Annotated in this window: 22 protein-coding genes and 1 tRNA gene; 10 read left to right on the top strand and 13 right to left on the bottom strand. The window is 72.2% G+C overall.

From position 1 onward, the window contains the following. Window positions 1-228 precede the first annotated feature (228 nt). From SSQG_RS14820 to SSQG_RS14805, 4 genes are all read left to right on the top strand, one after another. Window positions 229-1122 (top strand): FAD binding domain-containing protein, encoded by an 894-nt coding sequence (locus tag SSQG_RS14820; RefSeq protein ID WP_039932750.1) that lies wholly within the window; start codon window positions 229-231, stop codon window positions 1120-1122. Continuing rightward, window positions 1119-3719: a 2Fe-2S iron-sulfur cluster-binding protein gene (locus SSQG_RS42160; protein ID WP_003990589.1), complete on the top strand. Its 2601-nt coding sequence runs from the start codon at window positions 1119-1121 to the stop codon at window positions 3717-3719. The genes SSQG_RS14820 and SSQG_RS42160 overlap by 4 nt, the downstream gene beginning before the upstream one ends. Then, on the top strand, window positions 3716-6025 hold the full coding sequence (locus SSQG_RS14810) for a xanthine dehydrogenase family protein molybdopterin-binding subunit (RefSeq protein WP_003990588.1): 2310 nt from the start codon (window positions 3716-3718) through the stop codon (window positions 6023-6025). The genes SSQG_RS42160 and SSQG_RS14810 overlap by 4 nt, the downstream gene beginning before the upstream one ends. Window positions 6026-6299: 274 nt before the next feature. Further along, entirely contained in the window at window positions 6300-7469 is a 1170-nt protein-coding gene (locus tag SSQG_RS14805) for an SUKH-4 family immunity protein (protein WP_003990587.1), read from the top strand. A 22-nt stretch (window positions 7470-7491) separates the two neighbouring features. On the opposite strand, the gene SSQG_RS14800 is transcribed toward SSQG_RS14805, so the two are convergent. The 4 genes from SSQG_RS14800 to SSQG_RS14785 all read right to left on the bottom strand — a co-directional run bounded on the left by SSQG_RS14800 (window position 7492) and on the right by SSQG_RS14785 (window position 11664). Further along, on the bottom strand, window positions 7492-8712 hold the full coding sequence (locus SSQG_RS14800) for an LAETG motif-containing sortase-dependent surface protein (RefSeq protein ID WP_244299130.1): 1221 nt from the start codon (window positions 8710-8712) through the stop codon (window positions 7492-7494). Between the two features lie 58 nt (window positions 8713-8770). Then, a complete protein-coding gene (locus tag SSQG_RS14795; RefSeq protein ID WP_003990585.1) occupies window positions 8771-9589 on the bottom strand; it encodes a MerR family transcriptional regulator in 819 nt (272 codons plus the stop codon). A gap of 22 nt (window positions 9590-9611) precedes the next feature. After that, a complete protein-coding gene (locus tag SSQG_RS14790) occupies window positions 9612-10430 on the bottom strand; it encodes an alpha/beta fold hydrolase (protein WP_208865646.1) in 819 nt (272 codons plus the stop codon). A gap of 64 nt (window positions 10431-10494) precedes the next feature. Then, entirely contained in the window at window positions 10495-11664 is a 1170-nt protein-coding gene (locus SSQG_RS14785) for a helix-turn-helix domain-containing protein (protein WP_039932749.1), read from the bottom strand. Window positions 11665-11817: 153 nt separating this feature from the next. Here SSQG_RS14785 and SSQG_RS39150 point away from each other — a divergent pair, with 153 nt between their 5' ends. After that, the gene (locus tag SSQG_RS39150; protein ID WP_003990582.1) at window positions 11818-12060 is read left to right on the top strand and encodes a hypothetical protein; all 243 of its coding nucleotides are present in this window, start codon (window positions 11818-11820) and stop codon (window positions 12058-12060) included. 259 nt (window positions 12061-12319) lie between these two features. Here the strand turns inward: SSQG_RS39150 and SSQG_RS14780 are convergent. Next, window positions 12320-12394: transfer RNA gene (locus SSQG_RS14780), tRNA-Cys, on the bottom strand. A gap of 225 nt (window positions 12395-12619) precedes the next feature. On the opposite strand from SSQG_RS14780, the gene SSQG_RS14775 reads away from it, so the two are divergent. The 4 genes from SSQG_RS14775 to SSQG_RS14760 all read left to right on the top strand — a co-directional run bounded on the left by SSQG_RS14775 (window position 12620) and on the right by SSQG_RS14760 (window position 18063). Next, on the top strand, window positions 12620-14206 hold the full coding sequence (locus SSQG_RS14775; RefSeq protein WP_003990580.1) for an MFS transporter: 1587 nt from the start codon (window positions 12620-12622) through the stop codon (window positions 14204-14206). 173 nt (window positions 14207-14379) lie between these two features. Further along, complete coding sequence (locus SSQG_RS14770) at window positions 14380-16179, top strand: DEAD/DEAH box helicase (protein ID WP_003990579.1); 1800 nt, start codon at window positions 14380-14382, stop codon at window positions 16177-16179. A gap of 374 nt (window positions 16180-16553) precedes the next feature. After that, window positions 16554-17195, top strand: coding sequence for an IclR family transcriptional regulator (locus tag SSQG_RS14765; protein ID WP_003990578.1), 642 nt, complete (start codon window positions 16554-16556; stop codon window positions 17193-17195). Between the two features lie 76 nt (window positions 17196-17271). Then, a complete protein-coding gene (locus SSQG_RS14760; protein WP_003990577.1) occupies window positions 17272-18063 on the top strand; it encodes a S16 family serine protease in 792 nt (263 codons plus the stop codon). Here SSQG_RS14760 and SSQG_RS41805 read toward each other — a convergent pair. From SSQG_RS41805 to SSQG_RS14730, 7 genes are read right to left on the bottom strand one after another with little or no spacing between them, the layout of a single operon-like run. Further along, entirely contained in the window at window positions 18060-18233 is a 174-nt protein-coding gene (locus tag SSQG_RS41805; protein WP_003990576.1) for a hypothetical protein, read from the bottom strand. The two genes, SSQG_RS14760 and SSQG_RS41805, sit on opposite strands and share 4 nt — an antisense overlap. A 1-nt stretch (window position 18234) precedes the next feature. After that, the gene (locus SSQG_RS14755) at window positions 18235-18819 is read right to left on the bottom strand and encodes an ArsR/SmtB family transcription factor (RefSeq protein WP_003990575.1); all 585 of its coding nucleotides are present in this window, start codon (window positions 18817-18819) and stop codon (window positions 18235-18237) included. Window positions 18820-18869: 50 nt separating this feature from the next. After that, complete coding sequence (locus tag SSQG_RS14750) at window positions 18870-19835, bottom strand: glycine betaine ABC transporter substrate-binding protein (protein ID WP_003990574.1); 966 nt, start codon at window positions 19833-19835, stop codon at window positions 18870-18872. Next, window positions 19832-20677 (bottom strand): ABC transporter permease, encoded by an 846-nt coding sequence (locus tag SSQG_RS14745; protein WP_003990573.1) that lies wholly within the window; start codon window positions 20675-20677, stop codon window positions 19832-19834. The genes SSQG_RS14750 and SSQG_RS14745 overlap by 4 nt, the downstream gene beginning before the upstream one ends. Beyond that, a complete protein-coding gene (locus SSQG_RS14740) occupies window positions 20674-21933 on the bottom strand; it encodes a betaine/proline/choline family ABC transporter ATP-binding protein (RefSeq protein WP_003990572.1) in 1260 nt (419 codons plus the stop codon). The genes SSQG_RS14745 and SSQG_RS14740 overlap by 4 nt, the downstream gene beginning before the upstream one ends. Further along, a complete protein-coding gene (locus tag SSQG_RS14735; protein ID WP_003990571.1) occupies window positions 21926-22573 on the bottom strand; it encodes an ABC transporter permease in 648 nt (215 codons plus the stop codon). The genes SSQG_RS14740 and SSQG_RS14735 overlap by 8 nt, the downstream gene beginning before the upstream one ends. A gap of 19 nt (window positions 22574-22592) precedes the next feature. Beyond that, window positions 22593-23063, bottom strand: a complete 471-nt coding sequence (locus tag SSQG_RS14730; RefSeq protein ID WP_003990570.1) for an Lrp/AsnC family transcriptional regulator — start codon at window positions 23061-23063, stop codon at window positions 22593-22595. 124 nt (window positions 23064-23187) lie between these two features. On the opposite strand from SSQG_RS14730, the gene hppD reads away from it, so the two are divergent. Next, on the top strand, window positions 23188-24333 hold the full coding sequence (gene hppD / locus SSQG_RS14725) for a 4-hydroxyphenylpyruvate dioxygenase (protein WP_003990569.1): 1146 nt from the start codon (window positions 23188-23190) through the stop codon (window positions 24331-24333). Between the two features lie 237 nt (window positions 24334-24570). Here hppD and SSQG_RS14720 read toward each other — a convergent pair whose 3' ends face one another. Further along, a complete protein-coding gene (locus SSQG_RS14720; protein ID WP_039932747.1) occupies window positions 24571-26010 on the bottom strand; it encodes a tetratricopeptide repeat protein in 1440 nt (479 codons plus the stop codon). Between the last annotated feature and the right edge of the window lie 54 nt (window positions 26011-26064).

Below are 26064 nucleotides of genomic sequence, written 5' to 3'. Positions count from 1 at the left end.
GGCCACGGAAAAAGCGCACAAGGGTCACCGAAAGTGCCAATCGGCATGCACTGGTGAACCTGTACGAAAACGGACCATCTCGCCGGTGAGGTGGGCGAATGCCTCCTAGCGGACCCGTGTCCTCGGCTCTCGCCAAGATGTGCCAGAGTTGCCACGTCCGCCCTGTCAGCACGTACCGTACGGCAGCACAGGTGGGACCAGGTGGGGCAGCGGGAAGGGGCAGCCGGTTTGACCACGCACGCACCGCAGGCGGCGCAGGCCGTCACGCTGCCCACGACGCTGGACGAGGCCGTCGCGGCGCTCACCGCCGTGCCCGCCGCCGTGCCCGTCGCGGGCGGCACCGACCTGATGGCCGCCGTCAACTCCGGGCAGCTCCGGCCCGCCGCCCTGGTGGGACTCGGCCGGATCAGCGAGATCCGCGGCTGGCAGTACCAGGACGGGCACGCGCTGCTCGGCGCCGGCCTCACGCACGCGCGCATGGGCCGCCCCGACTTCGCGGCCCTGATCCCGGCGCTTGCCGCCGCCGCGCGCGCCGCGGGCCCGCCGCACATCCGCAACGCGGGCACCCTGGGCGGCAACATCGCCTCGGCCGCCCCCCCCGGCGACGCGCTGCCGGTGCTGGCCGCGCTGGAGGCGACCCTGATCGTCGCGGGCCCGGGCGGGGCCCGCCGGGAGATCCCGGTGTCGCACCTGCTGGCCGGGGTGGACATGCTGCGCGCCGGTGAACTCATCGGCTACGTGCGCGTGCCGCTGCTGCACGCCCCGCAGGTCTTCCTGAAGGCGACCGGCCGGACCGGCCCGGGGCGCGCGGTGGCGTCCGTGGCCCTGGTCCTGGACCCCGCGCGCCGGGGTGTGCGCTGCGCGGTGGGCGCCATAGCGCCGATGCCGCTGCGGCCCCTGGAAGCCGAGCAGTGGGTCGGCCGGCTCATCGACTGGGACAACAACCGCGCGCTCGTGCCGGAGGCGCTGAGCGCGTTCGGGGAGTACGTCGCCGCGGCCTGCATCCCCGACGCGGCCCCGGCCGAGGACGGCTCCGTACCGCAGCTCCCGCCCGCCGTACTGCACCTGCGGCGCACCGTCGCCGCGCTGGCCCGACGAGCACTGGGGAGGGCGCTGTCGTGACCGACGACCAGCACGGAGAGGGCACGCCCCGCGGCGGGAGCCGCTGGGACCCGCTGCCCCAGGGCGAGTACGACGACGGCGCCACCGCCTTCGTCGAACTCCCCGAGGGGGGCGTCGACGCCCTGCTGGCCGCCCACAGCCCCCTCGCCGCGCCCGGCCACGGCTACGTACCGCCGCAGATCGCGGCCGACCCCGCCACGACCGCCGGCACCGACCCGGCGGCCACGGGCTGGCCGGTGCCCGGCGCGCCCGTCGACGGCGCCCAGTGGCACGACCCGCACACGGCACACCAGCAGGGCCACGGCCAGGGGCACGAGCACGGCGGACACCAGCAGCAGCACGACGCCGGGGGGCAGGCCTACGACGCCCCGTACGGCTCCGGCACGCCGTACGGCTCCGGCGCGGGGGCGGGGCAGCACGGGGGGAACGACCGGTTCACGTACAACCCGGGAGCCACCGGGCAGTGGAACTTCGAAGAGGCCTCGGCGGCGGAGACCGCGCCCGGCCATGACGTGACCGGGCAGTGGTCCATCCCCGTCGCCGGGGGTGACCTCCCGGACGAGTCGGGCGAGTTCACCACCTCCTCGCTGGTCGAGCAGTGGGGCGGCACCCCGCCGCCCACGCTGCCGGGCGGCGCGCCCGCGCCGTGGGCGACACAGGCCGCGGGCCGGCCGTGGGGGCAGCAGGACCCGGCGGCCCAGGAGCAGCCCGGGCCGGGCCACCCGCACGAGCACGGCCAGGAGCACGGCCAGGGGCACGCCCAAGCTCACGGTCGGCCGGAGGGCGCCGGAGCGGCCTCCGGTTACGCGCCGGAGCAGGCCACGCAGAGCGCACACGCCCCGGAGCTGCCGCCCGCCGCGCCCCTCCCGCAGGAGACGGACCCGGCGGCCGGTCACGCCGAGGGGCGCGAGCGCCCCGGCCATGTCGGCGGCCACGGCCACCTGCCGCAGCCGTACGAGAACGCCGACGCAGGGCACGCGCCCGAGTCGCCCGGGTACGCCGGTCAGGGGCCCGAGATGCCCGGCGCCGAGCACACGCATCAGCCGTCCGACGGTGCCGGCCACGCGCCGGGGGAACACCGGGCGGCCGGTCACGCGACCGAGTCGACGGCGGCCGGAGACGCGCCGGAGCGGTCCGGCTTCCCCGGCCACGACACGGGCCACTCCGGCTTCGCCGGACACGGGGCGGAGCAGCCTGCCTTCACCGAGGGCGGACCGGAACAGCCCGCCTTCACCGAACACGGGGCGGAGCAGCCCGCCTTCACGGAACACAGGGCGGAGCAGTCCGCCTTTGCCGACAGGGGACCGGAGCACCCCGCTTTCACCGACCAGGGCGCGGAGCAGCCCGCCTACCCCGGCCACGGGTCGGAGTCCTCCGGATTCCCCGGTCACGGCCCGGAGCCGACGGGCGTTCCCGGACATGGTCCGGAGTCGACGGGCGTACTTGGTCATGGTCCGCAGTCGACGGGCGCGCCCGGTCACGGTCCGGAACAGTCCGGCTCCGCCGGTGACCCGGCCGAGCGCCCCGCTCCCACCGCGTTGCCCCAGCCCTACGCCGAAGCCCCCGGGGAGACCCCCGGCGGCCCCGCACCCGAGGCACACGCGGAGTCCGCCGCGATGGAGTCCGCCCGGGAAGCCTCACGGCCCGCCCAGGAGGCCTCACAGCCCGCCCACGGGCCCGGTGAGGCCCCGGAGGGCGCCACAGGGGCAGAGACCCCAGAGGCCCCGCAGGGCGCTGACGGCCCCGGGGAGCAGCCCGCCGGGCCCCTCCCGGCCGAGGCGGACACGGACGCCGGACCGGACGCCACCGACGCCGAGCCCTCGAACGACCCGGCCCCGGACGCTCCGCCACAGGACGCCCCGGCCGCGCACCCCCACGAGGTGTCCCACGAGGCCTCTCACGACACGCCTCCCGCGATGCCGCAGGAGGAGCACCCCCTCGCCTCGTACGTCCTGCGCGTCAACGGCGGCGAACGCCCGGTCTCCGACGCGTGGATCGGCGAGTCCCTGCTGTACGTGCTGCGCGAGCGGCTCGGGCTGGCGGGGGCCAAGGACGGTTGCTCGCAGGGCGAGTGCGGGGCGTGCAACGTCCAGGTCGACGGACGGCTCGTCGCGTCCTGCCTGGTCCCCGCCGTGACCGCCGCCGGCAGCGAGGTCCGTACCGTCGAGGGCCTGGCCGAGGACGGGCAGCCGTCGGACGTGCAGCGGGCGCTCGCGCGCTGCGGTGCCGTGCAGTGCGGCTTCTGCGTACCCGGCATGGCGATGACGGTGCACGACCTCCTGGAGGGCAACCCGGCGCCGACCGAGCTGGAGACCCGGCAGGCGCTGTGCGGCAACCTGTGCCGCTGCTCCGGCTACCGGGGCGTGGTGGACGCGGTGAAGGAGGTCGTCGCCGAACGCGAGACCCATGCCGCCCCCGCCGACGGCGAGTCCGACGAGCCCCGTATCCCGCACCAGGCGGGCCCGGGGGCAGGCGGCGTCCACCCGTCGGCCTTCGGCCTGCCTCCGGGAGCGCGCACTCCGGAAGGGCACGCCCCGGACGCGCATGCCCCAGACCCCCATGACCAGCCCTACGGCCAGGACGGAGGCCCGGCGTGACCAACGAAGCAGCCACCGCACAGGCCGCGGAGGCCGCCTCCGCCCCCGAACCGCTGCCGCACGGCCTCGGCGCCTCCCTCCCGGCGGCCGACGCCCGCGCCAAGACGGAGGGCACCTTCCCCTACGCCGCCGACCTGTGGGCCGAGGGCCTGCTGTGGGCGGCCGTGCTGCGCTCCCCGCATCCGCACGCGCGCATCCTCTCCATCGACACCACCCACGCGCGCGAGATGCCCGGCGTGCGCGCCGTCGTCACCCACGAGGACGTCTCCGGCAGCCCGTTGCACGGGCGCGGCAGGGCCGACCGCCCGGTTTTCGCCTCCGAGGTCGTCCGCCACCACGGCGAGCCCATCGCGGCCGTCGCCGCCGACCACCCGGACACCGCGCGGATGGCCGCCGCCGCCGTCATCGTCGAGTACGAGGTGCTCGACCCGGTGATCGACCCGGAGCAGGCCTTCGAGGCCGAGCCGCTGCACCCCGACGGCAACCTGATCCGGCACATCCCGCTGCGCCACGGCGACCCGGAGGCGGCCGGCGAGATCGTCGTCGAGGGCCTGTACCGCATCGGCCGCCAGGACCCCGCGCCGATCGGCGCCGAGGCGGGCCTGGCCGTACCGCGCCCGGACGGCGGTGTGGAGCTGTACCTCGCCTCCACGGACCCGCACACCGACCGCGACACGGCCGCGGCCGCCTTCGGCCTGGAACCCGAGCGGGTCAAGGTCGTCGTCACCGGTGTCCCCGGCGCCACCGCCGACCGCGAGGACCAGGGCTTCCAGCTCCCGCTCGGCCTGCTGGCGCTGCGGACGGGCTGCCCGGTGAAACTCGCGGCCACGCGCGAGGAGTCGTTCCTCGGCCACGTCCACCGGCACCCCACCCTGCTGCGCTACCGCCACCACGCCGACGCCGAGGGCAGACTCGTCAAGGTCGAGGCGCAGATCCTGCTCGACGCGGGCGCCTACGCCGACACCTCCGCCGACGCCCTGGCCGCCGCCGTCGGGTTCGCCTGCGGCCCGTACGTCGTCCCGAACGCCTTCATCGAGGGCTGGGCCGTACGCACCAACAACCCGCCCTCCGGCCACGTACGCGGCGAAGGCGCCATGCAGGTCTGTGCCGCCTACGAGGCGCAGATGGACAAGATCGCGAAGAAGCTCGGCATCGACCCGGCCGAGGTACGGCTGCGCAACGCCATGGCGACCGGCGACGTGCTCCCGACCGGCCAGACGGTGACCTGCCCGGCCCCGGTCGCCGAACTCCTCCAGGCGGTGCGGGACTTCCCCCTGCCCCCGCTGCCCAAGGACACCCCCGAGGAGGACTGGCTGCTGCCCGGCGGCCCCGAGGGCGCGGGCGAACCGGGCGCGGTGCGCCGGGGCGTGGGCTACGGCCTCGGCATGGTGCACATGCTGGGCGCCGAGGGCGCGGACGAGGTCTCCACGGCGACCGTGAAGGTCCATGACGGTGTGGCGACGGTGCTGTGCGCGGCCGTCGAGACCGGCCAGGGCTTCACGACCCTGGCCCGGCAGATCGTGCAGGAGACCCTCGGCATAGACGAGGTGCACGTGGCGCCGGTCGACACCGACCAGCCCCCGGCGGGCGCGGCCTGCCGCGGCCGGCACACCTGGGTGTCGGGCGGTGCGGTGGAGCGCGCGGCCAAGATGGTCCGCACGCAGCTCCTGCAGCCGCTCGCCCACAAGTTCGGCATGTCCACGGAGCTGCTCCAGATCACCGACGGCAAGATCACGTCGTACGACGGGGTCCTCTCGACGACCGTCACCGAGGCGCTGGACGGCAAGGAACTGTGGGCCACCGCCCAGTGCCGCCCGCACCCCACCGAGCCGCTGAACGAGGCCGGCCAGGGCGACGCCTTCGTCGGCATGGCCTTCTGCGCGATCCGCGCGGTGGTGGACGTCGACATCGAGATCGGCTCCGTACGGGTCGTGGAACTGGCCGTCGCGCAGGACGTGGGACGGGTCCTGAACCCGACGCAGCTGGCCGCCCGGATCGAGGCGGGCGTGACCCAGGGCGTCGGCATCGCCCTCACCGAGAACCTCCGCACGCCGCGCGGCCTGATCCGCCACCCCGACCTGACCGGCTACGCCCTCCCGACGGCCCTCGACGCGCCCGACATCCGCATCGTCCGGCTGGTCGAGGAACGGGACGTGGTCGCCCCCTTCGGGGCGAAGGCGGTCAGCGCGGTACCGGTGGTGACGTCCCCGGCGGCCATCGCGTCCGCCGTACGCGCCGCCACGGGCCGCCCCGTGAACCGGCTGCCGATCCGCCCGCAGGCCGCGGTGGTCACGGAACGGTCCTGAGGCCCCTGCCCCTGCCCCTGCCCGTGCCCGTGCGTCTGGGGCTGCGTCCGCGTCTGCGGATTCTCGCGGAGAGGGAACGCTCGAGGGTCGTCTGACGTCCTGTGAGGTGAGCGCGTGAAAGCGGTTGTTGCCGCGGGACGCGCGTCGCTCTTCCGGGGCGTTGTCAGTGGTGGGGCGTAATGTTCTGGGCAGTTGGGGGACGGCTGCCGGGCCTGGCCGGGCGGTCTGCCGTGCTCCGCCAGGGGACGGTGAGCAAGCACATGCGGGGGAGCCCATGAGTACGACCGACGCCGGTGCCGCGGTGATCACCCTGACCGAGGCCGAGCTGGACCCGTGGGTGACGCACGCGTCGACGCGGCACTGGCTGACCGGGCCCGGACTGCCCTCCGGGAACGGAGTGGTGAGCTTCACCGAGCTGCGCCGCGAGGGCCTGCGGAGGGTTTCGGACTCGACGGGTGACGTCCAGGCGGACCGGCTGTCGGCGGAGCTGCGCGAGCAGCTGGTCATAGGCGGACTGCTCGGCCCCGGCGGCCTGGAGACGGAGTCGGTCCTGCTGGACGGCGCGACGGGCGAGATCTCGACGACGTACTTCCTGCGCGACCGCCCCGACCTGATGGACCGCCGCCCGCTGGCCCCCTCGCTGCGCACGCTGGTCCGCTTCGCCGAGGCGACGGACGAACTGGCGGGCCTGCGCGGCCAGTTCGCCTCCTACGCGGGCCGCTACGGCCCGAAGGCGGTGGCGGAGGCCTCCCAGCACCTGCTCTCGGTCTTCCGCGACGGGACGGACGGCGAACCGGCCCCGTTCTGGAAGATGGCGGCCCTGATCCGCCCCTTGTCCCTGGTGGCAGGCCGGGGCGGCACCTCCGGCCTCTCCCTGGACCTCCCGCACCGCCTCCTGGACCAGGAGTTCGGCCCCGGCAAAATGGCCCGCTTCGAGGACGTCGACTTCCCCACGACCCTCACCCATGAGCCGACACGCCGCTTCCTGCGCGAGGTCGGCCTCCCGGAGGACGCCCATGTCTTCTCACTGGACACGGACGTCCCCCTGGCGACGCTCGCCGAGTACTACGCCGACGCGGAATGCTCCCCGCGACTGCCGTTCCGCGCCGCCCACTTGATACGCCTCGGCCACCTGGTCGAGGACAACAGCCTGGTCGTGGACGGCGAGACGGGCGCGGTCCTGAACTGGAGCGAGGCCGAGGCGACGCTGTACCCCCTGAACACGGACGTGTCGACCCTCGCCTTCACGCTCTGGCTGCTGCACCGCGAGCGCGCGATAGACGCCCAGTCGTCCCACGAGCTGACGACCGACACCTACGACCAACTGGCCATGACGATGCTCCAGGTCCTGTCGACGGTGGACCCCACGGGCGTGACCGCGGGCGGATCGGTCCGCCACTACTGGACGGACGCGTTCCAGGACGAGGCGGGCGGGGTGCTCTGACGGGGCTCTGACGGGCCGCCGTTCAGGCCGGCTTGGCGGCGCTGCGGCGGCGTACGACGAAGACCAGGCCGCCACCGATCACCGCGGCGGCGGCCGCGGCACCGGCGAGGAGCGGGGTGCCGTCGGAGCCGGTGGAGGCGAGGTTGCCACCGGTGGTGCTGCCCGTCGTGGCGCCGGTGGAGCCCCCGGTCGTGGTGCCGTTCGAGGCCGTGGCCGAGGGGGACGCGGTGGCGCCGGTGCCTCCGGCGGCCTGTCCCTCAGGGTCGTTGCCGTTCCCGCCGTTGTTGGAGCCACCGTCGGCACCGTCCGAGGGGCTCGGCCCGGGCTCGTTGTCGCTCGGCAGGTCGATGCTGATCAGAGCGGTGTTGTTGGCGCGGTTCCTGTCGTACTTGGGAGCGATGTCGTAGACGGACGACGCCTTGACCTCGCCCTCGGTGTCCTGCGCGGACTTCTTGATCTCCAGCATGAAGGTGTAGGCGAGGGACTGACCGACGTCGAGGGTCCCGTCCTGCGGCCAGCAGACGTACTTGGGCTCGCCCGTGGTCCCCTGCGGTCCGCTCGGCCCGTCGATCCCGAACGGGGCGCAGTCCTTCGGCACTCCCACGGCGACGGTGCCCGGCGGGATCTGCACCAGCAGGCCCGGAAGGTCGTCGCTCTCCTGGTTCCGCACCCAGCCGGGGCCGTCGTTGCGCAGGGTCGCCGTCACCGACTGCTTCCCGCCGGGCAGCGCCTCGGTGTCCTCGCCGACCGCGACGAGATCGGCGGTGTTGTCCGCGGTCAGGGTCATCCGCCGGTAGCTGTCGTCGTACCCCTCGCCCGGCGCCTCACCGCTCGCGCTCGTGCCGTACTCGACGGCCTCCATGAGGGCGTCGCCCCGCGCCTTGAACCGGACGGGCGTGGTGACGGAGGCGCCGGGCTCGATGACCGTGTCGAGTTCGCAGAGTGCCTGCCTGACCTGGTCCTTGACGGTCGAGTAGGTGCATCCCTCCACCTCCTCGGGGAAGTCCAGCCCACGCGTCAGACGCACCCGGAACGTGACCCCGTCCACGGCCGCCGTCCCCTGGTTGGTGAGGGTGACGGACTCGTCGTACACCTCACCCGGCTTGGGGGACGCGGACGGCAGGCTCGACACGACCAGCGCGGGCTCGCCCTCCTCGGCCTGCGCCATGGGGGCGGCGACTGCGGGACCGGCGACGGCGAGCACGGCAGCGGCCAGGACGGCTGCCGAGGGGCGGAGGTGCACGGGGTTTCTCCTCGTCGGAATCCTCGTCGGCCCGAAGGCACGACGACCGGAGCGTCGGCTACCGGTCATGTTCTGGACACCTGAGAGGCACTTGGGGTTGTGCGCGACTTTCCTGAACGCGCTCCAGCCTCGTCCAACCGGTCCAGCCCCGTTCCCTCATCAGCTCGACCAGCCGGCGGGCCGACGGCACCGTCTCGAACACCAGGGAGTCCATCAGCCGGGCGAGCGCGGGCTCGATGCCGTCATCGCCGACATACTCCTCACCCCGCTCGCCGGCCAGCTTCGCGAGGTAGCCGGCCATCCGGTCGGCCAGCTCGACCAGCCGCGGATCGTCGTCGGCCCGGTCGAGCGCCTCGCTCAACGCCAGGTAGAAATCGACGAACTCCGGGTCGGCGATCTGCTCCCGCTTACGCGCGATCCACTCCTGGACGCGCTCCGGTGAGCGCGCTGCCAGCGGGATCCACCCGTCGCGTTCGGCTCGGACGATCCGTTCATCGACGCCGAGCGCCCGAAGCCGCTCCAGAAACCCGACCACCTCCCGCGGCAGCGCCAGACTGTCACCCGACGCGAGGCGGGCGATCCGCGCGCGGTGTCGCTGCCGTTCCCGGATCTCCGTCTCCAGCCGCTTGTCGATCTCCGCGACCGCGGCGGCGAACCGCTCTTCGCCGGCTTCCAGCAGGTCCCGCACACGCGCCAACGGAACCCCGGCCTCGGCAAGCGTCCGGATCCTGATCAGTTCCACCACTGCGGCGCCGTCGTAGCGCCGATACCCGGAGTGGTCCCGTTCCGGCTCCGGTAGCAGTCCCTTGGCGTGGTAATGCCGCACCGTGCGCACGGTCACGCCTGCGTACGCCGCCAACTCGCCGATGGTCAGCATGAGGCCAGTGTTCCAGGGCGTTTCAGGGGGCTGGTCTGCTGACCGACCGGGATCCGCATGCCCTTCGGACGATCTCCGCGATGTCCGACGCGTGGGTGAAGACCAGCCGGTGGTCGGCGTCCAGCCAGGAGACGGAGGTGTCCGGCAGCTCTTGGACCAGCCGTTCGACACCCCTCCGCCAGAGCCGGTTGTGCCGCGGCGCCCGCCCCGCATCGCTGTCACCGGCGATGCTGCTCGACATGATCATGTGCACGGGTGCGTCGATCCCCTGGTACCGCTCGAGGATCCCGGCCCGAACCACATCCATCTCAAGTCCCAGCTCGAAGATCTCCTGGGCGCTGAGCGAGACCTGACGCACCAGGTCGACCCCCTTGCCCCGCTCGGCTTCGTGCTGCGTCAGCGCCCGGAACTCCGCGCGATCGACGTCGGTGATGAAGGGTTCGGGAAGGGGGTTCGCCCCGTCGACGAGCACAAGCGCGGCCACGCTGCCGGGAGACATGGAGGCGTAGTGCACGGCCAGGTCCGCACCCAGCGAGTAACCCACGAGCACAGGGGGTGAGGACACTTCGAGTGCCGCCATCACGGCGACGAGATCCCCCAGAAACGCGTCGAAGTCGTATCGCTCGGCAGCGGAGGAGAGGCCATGCCCTCGGAGGTCGAAGCTCACCACGTCGTGATCGCGCCGCAAGAGCTCGGTCAGCCGGTAGAGGTCGGCCTGCGTCGAGTTCAACCCCGGACACAGCACGAGGGGTCGCCCCCGCCCGCCCCGGGACACCGGGATGGTGACGCCGCCGCGTCGAACCGTGAAGTGCCGCATGCCGCCGTCGTATCTCGTAGCCATGCGCACCATGCTGGGAGGTTGCCCCTGCGTCAGGGTCAACTACGGGCCCCCGCAAAAACGGAGTTCAGAAGGGCACGCCCGCGCGCTTGGCCAGCTTGGTCAGCCGGGGATTGCTGCGGCGGTGCAGCGACGTCAGCACGCGCATCAGTTCCTGGCTCGTCGGATGCACCCGGGCCATCTCCGGGGCGACGTCCCAAGCCTCCTCCAGGGAGGCCAGGGCGGAATCGCGGTCCCCGAGAGCGAGGTGTGATCGACCCAGATTCATGTGGAGGGGGCCGATGCGGGTGGCGGGCAGCTCCGTGCCGCCTCGGAAGAGACCGTCGGCGGTCTCCAGTGCCCGGCGGTGCTGGTCCATGTCCGACAAGGTCGAGATGACGTGCGTCGCGGTCTGGTCCGGCCCGAAGTGAATGCCGTGCTCGTCGGAGTCTTCGCCGTACTCCTCGGCCGTCCGCCAAGCCGCCCTGATGTGGTCCTCGGCCACTGCCCTGTCCTTGAGGCGACCGGCCAGCGTGAGCCCCCGCAGGTGCAGGATGCCCAGGCCGAACGCACGCTCACGGCCTTCGAGAGTCGACTCGGCTTCAACCACGGCGCGGTCGACGATCGCGAGCCCACCGGCGAAGTCACCGGAGTTGAGGAAAGCGCCGGCCTCGTCCCGGGCTGCCACCGTGGCGGCCACGGGATGGGCTCGCTCGGCGGCCGACCGCTGCTTCATGACGGCCAGTTCGGTCAGGTGCATCCAGCGGTGTCGGGCGGCCAGCCAGTAGACCACGCTGTAGGTGTCGGCCACGCGGGTCCAGGCGTCGGGGGACTGGGTGGCGTGGGCGTAGTTCGTGGCGTCCGCCAGCACACACGGAAGCTTCTGAAGGACCGCAGACAGCTCGGTCCGGTAGCGGTGCGCGTTCAGCTCGGCCAGCGCCCGTGGGAGGTCCTCCGGGTGGGCGGGCGGCGAGTCGGGGATGTCGAACCGTCGGATGGCGTGGTTGAGGGCGGTGAGGCTGTTTTCGTCGGCACGCTCGACGGGGGCAGTGCCCAGCAGTTCGTCCAAGGTCAGCCCCATGGCGTGAGCGAGGGCGGCGGCGATGCCCTGGGTAAGGGCCCGATCGCCGACCTCGATCTTGCTCAACAGGGATACCGACACGCCCGCCCGCCGGGCAAGAGCGACCTGACTGAAACCGCGCGCCTTGCGGCACACGGCCACGTTGGCCCCGGGCCCGGGAATCCTGCTCACGCTCATAATGTGCGTCTTCCCCACTCGACTTCCCTTACGTCCCATCGTCCCACCGTGACCGCCCGTGCGCGCTGAGTTGTGCGAGAGGTGTGCAAGTTGGCTCCGCGCAGTCGCAGTTCTCTGGTGTGAGACAGGTATGCGCAGGTGGGACGAGGAGTCATGGCACGCACACACGAAGAACCACCGACGACACTCAGCCACGGTGAACTGCCCTACCCACGAGGCACGCTGGTTGAGGACGCCGAGACAGGGCTCAGGGGCGAGCTGCAAGGGGTGATCGAGGAGCGCACCAAGGAGGCCAACCGGCTCATCAGCCGAACCGCATACCTGCGGCCGAGAGGGGGTGGAGTCGAATGGGAGACCCCTTTGAACCGCATCCGTCCCGCCGACCAGCACGCTTAGACCTGCCGACCAGGCGCGCGGCCCTGATCGGCGAAGGTGACGTGATCGGGTACGAGGGCGAGTGGCGCACGGTGAAGAAGGCAACGACGTCCCGAGGACCGCTGGGCGGACTAGCCGTCGTGGTCTCTTGGAGGGAAGGCGGCTCCGCGCGTTTCCCGGCCGGTGACGAACTGCTGTTGAGACAGCCTGACGCCTGAGCCGAAACCGAAAGGGCGGCACCTTCAAAGGTGCCGCCCTTTCGGCTCGCTGGTCGAGGCGTTGGAGGCCGTGGCGGGATTCGAACCCACGTAACTCGCTTTGCAGGCGAGCCCCTGAACCACTCGGGCACACGGCCGGGCCGAGTACGAACCACTTGGCACACGGCCGTGTTTGAACTCGGTGTAGTGACCGTAGGCCGGGGTGGGGTGGGGCTCAAGGGAATCAGGCGGGCTGCAATGTGACTGCCATATGCCGTTCATGAAGGGGGGCGGCCCGGGAGAGGGGCGTACGACCAAGGTCTGAGGCGGGGACCGTCTCGGGACAGGGGTCAAAGTGGTCCGTGGACCTTACGCTGGCGGGCATGACCGTCCCGAAGCCGCGTGATGCCCATGTCGTGGAGGCCGCTGACCTGCCCTCGGTCGCCGAGGGGGAGACGGGTGTACTGGGGGCGGCGTACCGGGCGTTGAGTATCGGGATCGTCTCCGTCGTGCTGCTCATCGCCTTCGAGGCGACCGCCGTCGGGACGGCGATGCCTGTCGCGGCCCGGGAGCTGGACGGGGTGTCCCTGTACGCGTTCGCGTTCTCCGGGTACTTCACGACGAGTCTGTTCGGGATGGTGCTCTCCGGGCAGTGGTCGGACCGGCGTGGGCCTCTCGGCCCGTTGACGACGGGCATCGCCTCCTTCGGGGCCGGGCTGCTGCTGTCCGGGACCGCCGGGTCGATGTGGGTGTTCATCCTGGGCCGGGCCGTGCAGGGGCTCGGCGGCGGGCTGGTGATCGTCGCGTTGTACGTCGTCGTCGGGCGGGCCTATCCGGAGCGGCTGCGGCCGTCCATCATGGCCGCGTTCGCCGCGAGCTGGGTGCTGCCGTCCATCGTCGGCCCGCTCGCCGCCGGCACGGTGACCGAGCAGTTGGGCTGGCGATGGGTGTTCGTGGGGATACCCGTGCTCGTCGTCTTCCCGCTCGCGCTCGCGCTGCCGCAGATACGGCGTCGGGCGTCCGGACCGGCGGGCCACACCGCTGCGAAGTCCGCCACGGAGGAGGATCCCGCCCCGGCGGACCTGCCCGTCCCCACGGAACGGACCGCCCTCGCCGACCGGCCGGTCACGGCGGACCCGTCGCGCACGACTGATCGGCCCGTCCCGGCGAACGACCCACCCGCCTCCCTCGACCGCCGCCGCATCCGCCTCGCCCTCGCCATCTCACTCGGCGCCGGACTGCTCCAGTACGCCGCCCAGGACCTGCGCCCGCTCTCGCTCCTGCCCGGCGCCGCCGGACTCGCCCTGCTGGTGCCGGCCGTGCTCGGGCTGTTGCCGAAGGGCACCTACCGGGCCGCTCGCGGCCTGCCCTCCGTCGTGTTGCTGCGCGGCGTCGCCGCCGGATCCTTCATCGCCGCCGAGTCGTTCGTGCCGCTGATGCTGGTGACCCAGCGCGGGCTCAGTCCGACGCTTGCCGGGTTCTCGCTCGCCGCGGGCGGCGGGACGTGGGCGCTGGGCTCGTGGCTGCAGTCGCGGCCGCGAGTCGAGCGGTACCGGGAGCGGTTGACGACCGTCGGGATGCTGCTGGTGACGGCGGCCGTCGCCACGGCACCGAGCGTGCTGATCGACTTTGTGCCCGTCTGGACCCTGGCCGTCGCCTGGGCCTTCGGCTGCTTCGGCATGGGCCTCGTCATCTCCTCCACGAGCGTGCTCCTGCTCAAGCTCTCCGCCCCCGAGGAGGCCGGCACCAACTCCGCCGCCCTCCAGATCTCCGACGGCCTCTCCAACGTCGTCCTGCTCTCCGTAGGCGGCGCCGCCTTCGCCGCCCTCGGTGGCGGCACGGTGACCCACACCGCCACGAACACCACCGGCTCCCACCCGACCGCCTTCACCGCGGTGTTCCTGCCGATGGCGGCGGTGGCGCTGGTGGGGGCGTGGGTGTCGACGCGGTTGCGGGAGCGGCGGCGGTGATCCGGCGGGCCGGGGACGGTGGCGGGGGAGCTGTGACGTCGGTCCCACCCGTAGGTGACGCGGGCCGGTCCGCGCGTTGACAGGGGTGGGCCGCCGGTAGGGTGGCCCGGTTGTCATACGTAGCCGAGCCGTCAGGCTCCCTCGAACGAGCCGCCCGACCCCCAACGGAGACCGTGACTACCACCGCCGGCACAAGCTCTGCCTCGCACCATCTGTCCCCGGCGTTCCCCGGCCGCGCCCCGTGGGGTACCGCCAGCAAGCTGCGCGCCTGGCAGCAGGGTGCGATGGACAAGTACATCCAGGAGCAGCCGCGGGACTTCCTGGCGGTCGCCACCCCGGGCGCCGGCAAGACGACCTTCGCGCTGACCCTCGCCTCCTGGATGCTGCACCACCACGTCGTCCAGCAGGTGACGGTGGTGGCCCCGACCGAGCACCTCAAGAAGCAGTGGGCCGAGGCCGCGGCCCGGATCGGCATCAAGCTCGACCCGGAGTACAGCGCCGGGCCGCTCGGCCGGGAGTACCACGGGGTCGCCGTGACGTACGCGGGTGTCGGTGTCCGGCCCATGCTGCACCGGAACCGCGTCGAGCAGCGCAAGACGCTCGTCATCCTCGACGAGATCCACCACGCCGGTGACAGCAAGTCCTGGGGCGAGGCCTGCCTGGAGGCGTTCGAACCGGCCACCCGGCGGCTGGCCCTGACCGGTACGCCCTTCCGGTCCGACACCAACCCCATCCCCTTCGTGACGTACGAGGAGGGGCAGGACGGCATCCGGCGGTCCGCCGCCGACTACACCTACGGCTACGGCAACGCGCTCGCCGACAACGTCGTGCGGCCCGTCATCTTCCTCTCCTACAGCGGCAACATGCGCTGGCGCACCAAGGCCGGTGACGAGATCGCCGCCCGGCTCGGCGAGCCCATGACCAAGGACGCCATCAGCCAGGCCTGGCGGACCGCCCTCGATCCGCGCGGTGAGTGGATGCCGTCCGTGCTGCGCGCCGCCGACCAGCGGCTGACCGAGGTGCGGAAGGCCATCCCGGACGCCGGTGCGCTCGTCATCGCCTCCGACCAGGACTCGGCGCGCGCGTACGCCAAGCTCATCCGGGAGATCACCGGCGACAAGGCGACCCTCGTGCTGTCGGACGACTCCGGGGCCTCCGAGCGGATCGACGAGTTCAGCGGGAACAACGACCGGTGGATGGTCGCGGTGCGGATGGTGTCCGAGGGCGTCGACGTGCCGCGCCTCGCGGTCGGCGTCTACGCCACCACCATCTCGACCCCCCTCTTCTTCGCCCAGGCCGTCGGACGTTTCGTACGGTCCCGGCGGCGCGGCGAGACGGCCTCCGTGTTCCTGCCGACCGTGCCCGACCTGCTCTCCTTCGCCAACGAGATGGAGCGCGAGCGCGACCACGTCCTCGACAAGCCCAAGAAGGAGGGCGAGGAGGACCCGTACGCCGAATCCGAGAAGGAGATGGAGGAGGCGAACCGGGAGCAGGACGAGGACACCGGCGAGCAGGAGCAGTTCTCCTTCGAGGCGCTGGAGTCCGAGGCCGTCTTCGACCGGGTCATGTACAACGGCGCCGAGTTCGGCATGCAGGCCCACCCGGGGAGTGAAGAGGAGCAGGACTACCTCGGCATTCCCGGTCTCCTGGAGCCCGACCAGGTCCAGTTGCTGCTGCAGAAGCGGCAGGCCAAGCAGATCTCGCACAGCCGCAAGAAGCCGGACGCGGAGGCCGACCTGCTCGAAGTGCCCGCCGAGCGGCGACCGGTGGTCTCCCACAAGGAGATGATGGAGCTGCGCCGGCAGCTCAACACGATGGTCGGCGCGTACGTCCACCAGAGCGGCAAGCCGCACGGGGTGATCCACACGGAGCTGCGGCGCGTGTGCGGGGGGCCTCCGGCGGCGGAAGCCACGGCGGGGCAGTTGCGGCAGCGCATCGCCAAGGTGCAGGAGTGGGCGACCCGGATGAAGTGACGCGCTTGTTGTGTCGTCCGCGGGTTGTCGGTGGTTGATCGCGCCCACGCGGCGGAGCCGCACATCGGCAGGGCCCCGCGTCCCTGTGTGTGTTGGGGGGGGGGGCGCTCATACCGCCGCAAATTCCAGCAGTACGCCCCTCCGCGTGCCCGGATTCTGGACGGAGCCTTCCGCTCAGCGAACCCCCTTCGCTACTGTCCGGCTACGCACACGCCCCGTGGCAGCGCCGCCGCGGAGCGCAGCCGTGAAGCGACGCGGTCCGGACAGGCCGGGCCGCCGGCCGATCGGCGGCCTCTGAAGCGCGTTGCCGACGGGACTCGGTGACGCATCCGCCGCCAGAGGGCCGCCGACCTCACCACTAAGGAGTGGGCGTCGTGACCGCGGAGACCTCTCAGACGCTCGACCGGGGACTGCGGGTCCTCAAGCTGCTCGCCGACACGGACCACGGGCTGACCGTGACCGAGCTCTCCCTCCGGCTGGGCGTGAACCGGACCGTCGTGTACCGGTTGCTCGCCACACTGGAACAGCACGCGCTCATACGCCGTGACCTGGGCGGACGTGCCCGGGTCGGGCTCGGGGTGCTGCGTCTGGGCCGGCAGGTCCACCCCCTGGTGCGGGAGGCCGCGATGCCGGCGCTGCGGTCGCTCGCCGAGGACATCGGCGCGACGGCGCACCTGACGCTGGTGGACGGGGCGGACGCGCTGGCCGTGGCCGTGGTGGAGCCGACCTGGACGGACTACCACGTCGCCTACCGGGCCGGGTTCCGGCACCCGCTGGACCGGGGCGCCGCCGGCAAGGCGATACTCGCGGCCCGGCAGCACCCGATGGCGGACCCGGGCTACACCCTGACGCACGGGGAGTTGGAGGCCGGGGCCTGCGGGGCGGCGGCCCCGTTGCTGGGGGTGACCGGCGTCGAGGGCAGCGTGGGTGTGGTGATGCTGGCGGACGTGGTGCCGGAGCGGGTGGGGGAGCGGGTCGTCGAGGCGGCACGGGAGGTCGCGGAGGCGTTGAGCTGACGTCCTCCGAGCTCCCGGCCGGAGCCCCAGGAGACCTGGACCGGAACGGGTCCGACCTCCGCGTTAGATTGATCCCGTGTTCTCTCGCCTCACGCGTCCCCAGGCCCTCGCCGTCTGCGCCCTGCCCGTAGTGGCCCTGATCGCCACGGCGGTGTTCGCGCCGTTGCCGTTCTCGGTGGCGCAGCCGGGGGAGACGGCGAACGTGCTCGGCGAGCACAAGGGGGCGCCGGTGATCACCATCTCCGGTGCGCCGACCAGGGGCACCCGGGGGCAGCTGCGGATGACGACCATCGTGGCGACCTCACCGGACACCCGCGTCTCGTTCCCCGACGTCGTCGACAGCTGGTTCCGCAGCGACGAGGCCGTCATGCCGCGCGACGCCCTCTACCCCAGCGGGGACAGCGTCAAGGAGATCGAGCGGCACAACGAGGCGCAGATGAAGGAGTCGCAGAACGCGGCGACGCAGGCCGCGCTCGGCTATCTCGGTCTCGACGGCAAGGACGTCAAGGTCAGCCTGAAGCTCGCCGACGTGGGCGGGCCCAGTGCCGGGCTGCTCTTCTCCCTCGGCATCGTCGACAAGCTCGACGGCGACGGCACGGGCGGTGATCTCACGGGGGGCCGGGTCATCGCCGGCACCGGAACGATCGAAGCCGACGGCAAGGTCGGCGCGGTGGGCGGCGTCGCCCTCAAGACCCAGGCCGCCAGGCGGGACGGCGCGACGGTGTTCCTCGTCCCGAAGGCGGAGTGCACCGACGCGCGCGCCGAGCTGCCGAAGGGGCTGCGGCTGGTTCCGGTGACCAACCTGAAGAGCGCGGTGAGTTCGCTGGTGGCCCTGGAGACGGGGAAGGGGTCCGTGCCCCGCTGTTAGTGGGCGGTGGCAGCCGGACCGGGCGGGGTGGCGAGCTTCAGGCCGACCTCTACGAGGATCCAGCCGAGGCGCGTACGGAGGGCGGGGCGGCCCACCGGGCGAGGTTCGGTCTCGGCGCGGAGTTCGGCGGCGCGGGCGTGGTGCAGGGCGAGGTGGATGTCGGGGTGCATCTCAGTCCGTCCTGATCGGGAAGGCGTGGGTGTGGAAGCGGACCTGCTCGGCGCCGGGGGTGTCCCTGGAGGCCGCGCGGTCGCGGTAGCTCTCGACGAGCGCGTGCATCTTCTCGACGAGTTCCTGCGTCAGTTCGGGCGTCAGTCGCAGCGTCGCGCTGCTCATGTCCCAGGCGCGGCTCCACTCCTCGGGCCATGAGCCGCGGTTGCCCAGCCAGGTCGACAGGTCCCTGGTCTGCGTGGTGGCGATCTCGTGCAGATAGAGGTCCGCTGCCCCGCGTACGGCCGGGTCGGAGTCGGTGAGCAGGGCGTCGTCGAAGCGGAGGCCGTGATGGATGGCCTTCCACCACCGCTCCCGCCCCTTCCCCCGCTCGGGGGCGTCCTCGACGAAGCCGTACTCCGCGAGTTGGCGCAGGTGGTAGCTGGTCGCGCCGCTGGACTCGCCCAGCTTGGCGGCCAGTTGCGAGGCGGTGGCCGGGCCGCCGAAGCGCAGGGCGTCCAGCAACTGCATCCGCAGGGGGTGCGCGAGCCCGCGCAGGGATCGGGCATCGAGCTGCCGCACCTGTGGGTTCTGGGATTCGGGCATGATGCAAAGCTATCCTTGCAAAGGAATCCTTGCAAGGGTTTCTTTGCAAGTCACCCCTCCCTGACAAACCCCTCCCTCACCATCCAGTCCAACGCCACCTGATGCGGATCCTCTCCCTCCACATCCACCTTCGCGTTGAGCTCCTGCGCCAGCGTGTTGTTCAGCCTCGCCGTCACCGGATTCAGGACATCGGCGATGGCCGGCCACTCCTTCAGCGTCTTCGTGTGGATCATCGGCGCCGCGTTGTAGTTGGGGAAGAACTTCTTGTCGTCGTCCATCACCACCAGGTTCATCGACTTGATGCGCCCGTCGGTCGTGAACACCTCCCCGTACGTGCAGCGGCCCTTCGCGGTCTGGGTGTAGATGATCCCCGTGTTCATCGACGTGATGTTCCGCGCCGGCAGATCCATCCCGTACGCCTTCTGCATGCCCGGCAACCCGTCGGCCCGGTTCGCGAACTCGACCTCCACGCACAGCCGCACGGCCCCCGGGTCGGACTTCGCCAGCTTCGCCACCTCCGACATGGTCTTCGTGCCGTACTTCTTCGCGTTCTCCTGGTTCATCGCCAGGGCGTACGTGTTGTCGAGGGACGATGGCGGCAGCCAGGTCAGGCCGTTCGCCGCGTCCTCCTCGCGCACCGCCTCCCACTGCTCGCGCGGATCGACGACGGGCTTGCTGTGCCCGAGGTACGTGATCCAGGCCGTGCCCGTGTACTCGTACCCGGCGTCGGCGTCGCCCTTCCGGACGGCTTCCCGGCTGCCGATGGAGCCCTGGATGCCGGTGCGGTCGATCACGTCCGCACCGGCCGCCTCGAACGCGATGCCCATGATCGAGCCGAGGATCAGCTGCTCGGTGAAGGACTTCGACGTCACCGTCAGATGCGCGCCCTTCAGCGGTTCGCCCCGGCCGATCGAGCCCGGCTGCACATCGTCGCTCACGGGGGAGCCGCTGGTCAGACCGCAGCCGGAAGCCGCCGCCAGCAACGACAGAGCGACCAGCACCGGACGCCCCCTCACGGCTGCAGCCCCCGTGGCCGCAGCAGCAGCTCCGCGAGCGAGGCCAGCCAGTCGACCAGCAGCGCGAGGGCGACCGTGAGGACCGAGCCCAGTACCAGCACCGGCATCCGCTGGTTGGTGATCCCGGTCGTGATCAGCACGCCGAGGCCGCCGCCCCCGCCGAAGACCGCCAGGGTCGCCGTACCGACGTTCAGGACGAGGGCCGTGCGCACGCCCGCGAGGATCAGGGGGACGGCGAGCGGGAGTTCGACCCGGGTCAGCACGCCCATCGGGGACATGCCGATGCCCCGCCCCGCCTCCAGCAGGGTCGGGTCGTTCGCCTTCAGGCCGGTGATCGTGTTCGACAGCACCGGCAGGATGGCGTAGATGATCATGCCGATCAGGGCGGCTCTGCGGCCGATGCCCAGCCAGATGACGAGGAGTGCCAGGAGGCCGATCGCCGGGGTCGCCTGGCCCGTGTTGGCGAACGCCATCGCCACCGGGGTGGCTTTGCGGAACGTCTCGCGCGTGAGCAGGATGCCCAGCGGGATCGCGATGATCAGCACGAAGAACGTGGAGATCGCGGTCAGTTGGATGTGCTGCCACAACGCCTTGGAGACCTGGCCGCCGGACAGGGCGTTCCGCGTGAGCGCGTCCAGGTCGGCCTGCCGGAACCAGAGCCAGGTGGCGAGCAGCACCGCCGCCAGGGCGACGGGCAGCAGGGTCAGCTTCTGCCGGCTGATGCGAGGCACGGGCGCGGTCCGGGGCGCCCGCGCGGCCGGCTCGGGGACGGCCTGCTCGGTGACGACCGGCTCGGGGGCGGCCGGCTCGGGGGCGGCCCGCTCCGCCTCGGGAGCGGTCACCGCGCCCCTACGGCGCCGCCGGCGCCGGTGACGCCCTGGTCACCCTCCTGCTCCGCGTGCGTCTGCGCCGCCCGCAGCTCCTCCAGCTCGTGCTGGTGCTCCAGCGCGTCGAGGCGGTCGGCCTCCAGCAGGTCGTGCACGGAGCTCATGAGCGTCTGCATGTCGACGACGCCCGTGTACTCGCCGTGCCGCCCGGTCACCGCCACCCGCCCGGTGTTGTCGGTGAGCACCGCCTCCAGCGCGTCCCGCAGGGTCGCGTCCCGGGTCACCGTGTCGTGCACCGGCGTCCCCGCCCGGGCCAGCGACCCCCGGGCCCGCATCAGGTCGCCCCGCCGCAGCCACTTGTAGGGGCGGCGGCGCCGGTCGAGCAGCAGGACCTCGTTGGTGCCGCCGGCCCGCAGCCGGTTGAAGATCTGCTGCAACGGGTCGTCGATCATGGCGGTCGGATAGTCGGTGATCCCCACGTCCCGGACGCGGGTCAGGTTCAGCCGCTTCAGCGCCGCGCCCGCGCCCACGAACCCGGAGACGAAGTCGTCGGCCGGGTTGGTGAGGATGGCCTCCGGGGTGTCGAACTGGGCGATGTGGGACCGCTCGCGCAGCACCGCGATCCGGTCCCCGATCTTGATCGCCTCGTCGAAGTCGTGCGTGACGAAGACGATCGTCTTGTGCAGCTCGTGCTGGAGGCGGATCAGCTCGTCCTGGAGGTGGTCACGGGTGATCGGGTCCACCGCCCCGAACGGCTCGTCCATCAGCAGCACCGGCGGATCGGCGGCGAGGGCCCGTGCCACGCCCACGCGCTGCTGCTGACCGCCGGAGAGCTGGCGCGGGTAGCGGCCGTGGAACTCGCCGGGGTCGAGACCGACGAGGTCGAGCAGCTCCTCGGTCCGCTCCCTGATCCGGGCCTTCGGCCAGCCGATCATCTTCGGTACGAGCGCGATGTTCTGCGCGACCGTCATGTGCGGGAAGAGCCCGGCGGCCTGGATCGCGTAGCCGACCCTCCGGCGCAGCTCGACCGGGTCCATGTCGGTGACGTCCTCGCCACCGATCCCGATGCGCCCGCCGGTCGGCTCGATCAACCTGTTGATCATCTTGAGCGTGGTCGACTTGCCACAGCCGGACGGGCCGACGAAGACGACGACCTCGCCCGCCTTGATCTCCATGCTGACGTTGTCCACGGCCGGCTGCGCACTGCCGGGGAACCGCTTGGTCAGGCTCTCCAGTTCGATGGAGGCACCGTGATCGCCGGTCTCAGGCACGGATCCCCCTGGAGATGGTCAGCCGTCCGATCAGGACGTACGCGGCGTCGAACAGCAGCGCCAGGACGACGATGCCGAGCGTGCCCGCGAGGACCTGGTTGAGCGCGTTGGCGCTGCCCAGCGAGGCGAGGCCGCGGAAGATGATGTTGCCGAGGCCGGGCCCCGAGGCGTACGCCGCGATGGCCGCGATGCCCATCAGCATCTGGGTGGCGACCCGGATCCCGGTCAGGATCGGCGGCCAGGCCAGCGGCAGCTCGACCCGCAGCAGCCGGACCGGGCGGGACATGCCGATGCCGTCGGCCGCGTCCACCAGCGACGGGTCGACCCCGCGCAGCCCGACGATCGCGTTGCGCACCACCGGCAGCAGCCCGTACAGCGTCAGCGCGATGACCGTGGGCGGCACGCCCAGCCCCACGACCGGGATGAGCAGACCGATCAGGGCGAGCGCCGGGACGGTCAGGATGGTGGCGGTGGTCGTGGTGGCGAGGTTCCCGGCCCACTCGCTGCGGTAGGTGACCACGCCGATCAGCACCCCGAGCAGGGTCGCCACGACCATGCACTGGAAGACCACGCTCGCGTGCTGGTAGGCGTCCGTGAGCAGCTGCTGGTGCCGGTTCTCCAGGTACTGCCAGAAGTTCACACGCGCTCACCCCAAGACGTCAGGTCTCCTCCGCGGCCTGCTCCACGAGCGGGATGATCCGCAGCGGAACGGGGTTCTCCATGACGATCGCCGTGGAGGCCCGGACGATGCCATCAAAACCGACGACCCGGTCGATCACACGCTGGAGATCGGCGTTCGAGCGGGCCACGAGACGGCACAGCATGTCCCCGCTGCCCGTGGTGGTGTGCAGCTCCAGCACCTCCGGCACGGTCGCCAAGTGGGCCCGTACGTCGGCGCCTTGGCCCTGCCGGATCTGGAGCGTCGCGAATGCCGTGACCGGGTAGCCGAGCGCCGCCGGGTCCACCTCGGGGCCGAAGCCGCGGATGACTCCGTTCGACTGAAGCCGGTCGAGCCGCGCCTGCGCCGTGCCACGGGCCACTCCCAGCCGCCGCGACATCTCCAGCACCCCGATCCGCGGCTCCCGGGCCAGCAGCAGGATGATCCGGCCGTCCAGATGATCGATCGCCACAGCAGCCTCCCAGGGGTGGTCATCCTGTACAGAAGGGCCGGTGATACGGCCGTACTGCTGAACAGATTGCCCAGCAGAAACGCAAACTATTGCGCACCTTGCCGAGCGGGGAGACCCTGCGGCTATGACGCAGACCACACACCACACTCCCGACACCGCCCGGCAGGCCGACCCCTTCCCGGTCAAGGGAATGGACGCGGTCGTCTTCGCCGTGGGCAACGCCAAGCAGGCGGCGCACTACTACTCCACCGCCTTCGGCATGAAGCTGGTCGCCTACTCCGGACCGGAGAACGGCAGCCGCGAGACCGCTGCGTACGTCCTGGAGAACGGCTCCGCCCGCTTCGTCCTCACCTCGGTCATCAAGCCCTCCACCGACTGGGGCCACTTCCTCGCGCAGCACGTGGCCGAGCACGGCGACGGCGTCGTCGACCTCGCCATCGAGGTGCCGGACGCGCGCGCCGCCCACGCCTACGCCCTGGAACACGGCGCCCGCTCGGTCACCGAGCCCTACGAGCTGAAGGACGAGCACGGCACGGTCGTCCTGGCCGCCATCGCCACCTACGGCGAGACCCGCCACACCCTCGTCGAGCGCTCCGGCTACGACGGCCCGTACCTGCCGGGCTTCGTCGCGGCCAAGCCGATGGTCGAGCCGCCCGCGCAGCGCACCTTCCAGGCGATCGACCACTGCGTCGGCAACGTCGAACTCGGCCGCATGAACGAATGGGTCGGCTTCTACAACAAGGTGATGGGCTTCACGAACATGAAGGAGTTCGTGGGCGACGACATCGCCACCGAGTACAGCGCGCTGATGTCGAAGGTCGTCGCCGACGGCACGCTCAAGGTCAAGTTCCCGATCAACGAGCCGGCCATCGCCAAGAAGAAGTCCCAGATCGACGAGTACCTGGAGTTCTACGGCGGCGCGGGCGTGCAGCACATCGCCCTCAACACCAACGACATCGTCCAGACGGTCCGTACGATGCGGGCGGCCGGCGTCGAGTTCCTGAACACGCCGGACTCGTACTACGACACCCTGGGGGAGTGGGTCGGCGAGACCCGCGTCCCGATCGACACCCTGCGCGAGCTGAAGATCCTCGCCGACCGTGACGAGGACGGCTACCTGCTGCAGATCTTCACCAAGCCGGTCCAGGACCGTCCGACCGTCTTCTTCGAGATCATCGAGCGGCACGGCTCGATGGGCTTCGGCAAGGGCAACTTCAAGGCCCTCTTCGAGGCGATCGAGCGCGAGCAGGCCCGCCGCGGCAATCTGTAGCCCGATCGCCGGCCCGGGGCGTGCGGGTGTCACGGGGCACCCGCACGCCCCCGTCCCTCCGGCCCTCGTCCCTCCGGCCCTCGTCCCTCCGGCTCCCGTCCCTCCGGCCCTCGTCCCTCCGGCCCTCGTCCCTCCGGCTCCCGTCCCTCCGGCTCCCGTCCCTCCGGGCCCCGTCCCTCCGGGCCCCGTCCCTCCGGGCCCCGTCCCTCCGGCTCCCGTCCCTCCGGGCCCCGTCGTTCAGTCCTCGTCCATCTCCGGCACCCCCACGTCCGGCGGCTCCCCCAGCGCCTCCGTCGCCGCCCGAGCCGCCGGCACGTACAGGGGCGAGAAGTGCGGGTTGATCCGCAGCGCCTCCGCGAGGTGCCGCCGGGCCGACCCGTACCGCTCCAGCTCCCGCTCGATCATGCCGCGGTGATACGTGTACACCGCGCTGCGCACCCCGCCACTGTGCTCCTCGTCCGTCGCCCGCACCGCGAACCGCAGCGCCTCCTCGTGCTTCCCGGCCCGGTGCAGCGCCCAGCCCAGCGCGTCGGCCACCTCCGTCCCGGGCTGCCGGCGCCACTCCGCGCGCAACCGCCGTACCGCGGCCCGCGGATCGCCGTGGTCCGCCTCGAACTGTCCCAGCACCAGCTCCTCGTCGGCCCCGCCCGCGACAGCGCGCCGCACCCGCTCGCGCAGCAGGTCGTACTGGACCAGGGCGGCCTCCGGCATCCCCAGCGACTCGTACAACTCGCCCAGCTCCAGGGCGTACCGGGGGCACGGCTGCTTGGCGAGGGCCACCCGGTAGGCGTTCAGCGCCTCCGACGTCCGGCCCAGGGCCGCCAGCGCCCGGCCCTGCCCGGCCTGCGCGGCCCGCTGGTCGGGGTCGAGGCGCACCGCCTCCTGGAAGTGCCGCAGCGCGTCCTGGAGGTCCCCGCGTTCCCAGGCCAGCTGCCCGGCCCGCTCCAGGTAGGCGGCCCGTTCGGCCGGGGTCCGCGCGCCCGCGGCCGCGTCCGCCAGCGAGGCCGCGGCGTCCTCAGGCCGGCCGCGGTCCCGGTAGACGGCCGCCGCCCGGGCCAGCACGGCCGGTCCCGAGCGCAGCTCCGTCAGCCGGTCCAGCATCCGTTCGGCCGACTCGTGCTCGCCGAGCCCGGTGTAGGCGTCGATGAGCAGGGGGTACGTCGTCCACTTCCGCGGCTCCAGCTTCAGCGCCGCCTCGCCCCACCGGCGCGCGGCGGAAAAGTCCCGGCGCGCGTTGGCCAGCGCGGCCAGCCCGGCCACGGCCTCCGTGTTCCGCTTCGGCCGCGCCCTGAGCGACGTACGCAGCGCCTTCTCCGCGCGCGGGTAGTACGCCGGGTCAGCCAGCCGCCGCCCCCGTTCCACATAGGCCGTCCCGAGCACCGCCCAGGACCGGGCGTCCCCCGGGTGCTTGCGCAGCCGCTTCTCCCGCTCGTCGATCAGCTCAGCCAGGTCGGGCAGCGCGGCCGGCAGCCCGGTGGTGACCGCCGCCATGGCCACCGCCCCCGGCGACGGCGGAGCGGGCGGCTCGGGCCGTCGTTCCCCCGGCAGCACCAGCACCAGCACCCCGCCGAGCACGGCGCACCCCGCGACGGCGGCGAGCACCACCCGCGACCCGCGAAAGCGCGGCCGTGAACGCCAGAGCACCTGCCGGTCCGGGCCCTCCTGCTGGTTCTCCATGACGCTCACTGTGCGTCAGTACGACGACCACACCCGGGCAGACGAAGGGTGCCG

Origin of the sequence: Streptomyces viridochromogenes DSM 40736, assembly GCF_000158955.1 — a bacterium.
Taxonomy (GTDB): domain Bacteria; phylum Actinomycetota; class Actinomycetes; order Streptomycetales; family Streptomycetaceae; genus Streptomyces; species Streptomyces venetus.
Note: the sequence above shows the minus strand (reverse complement) of the source record. Positions and strands in the feature narration are given on the sequence as shown.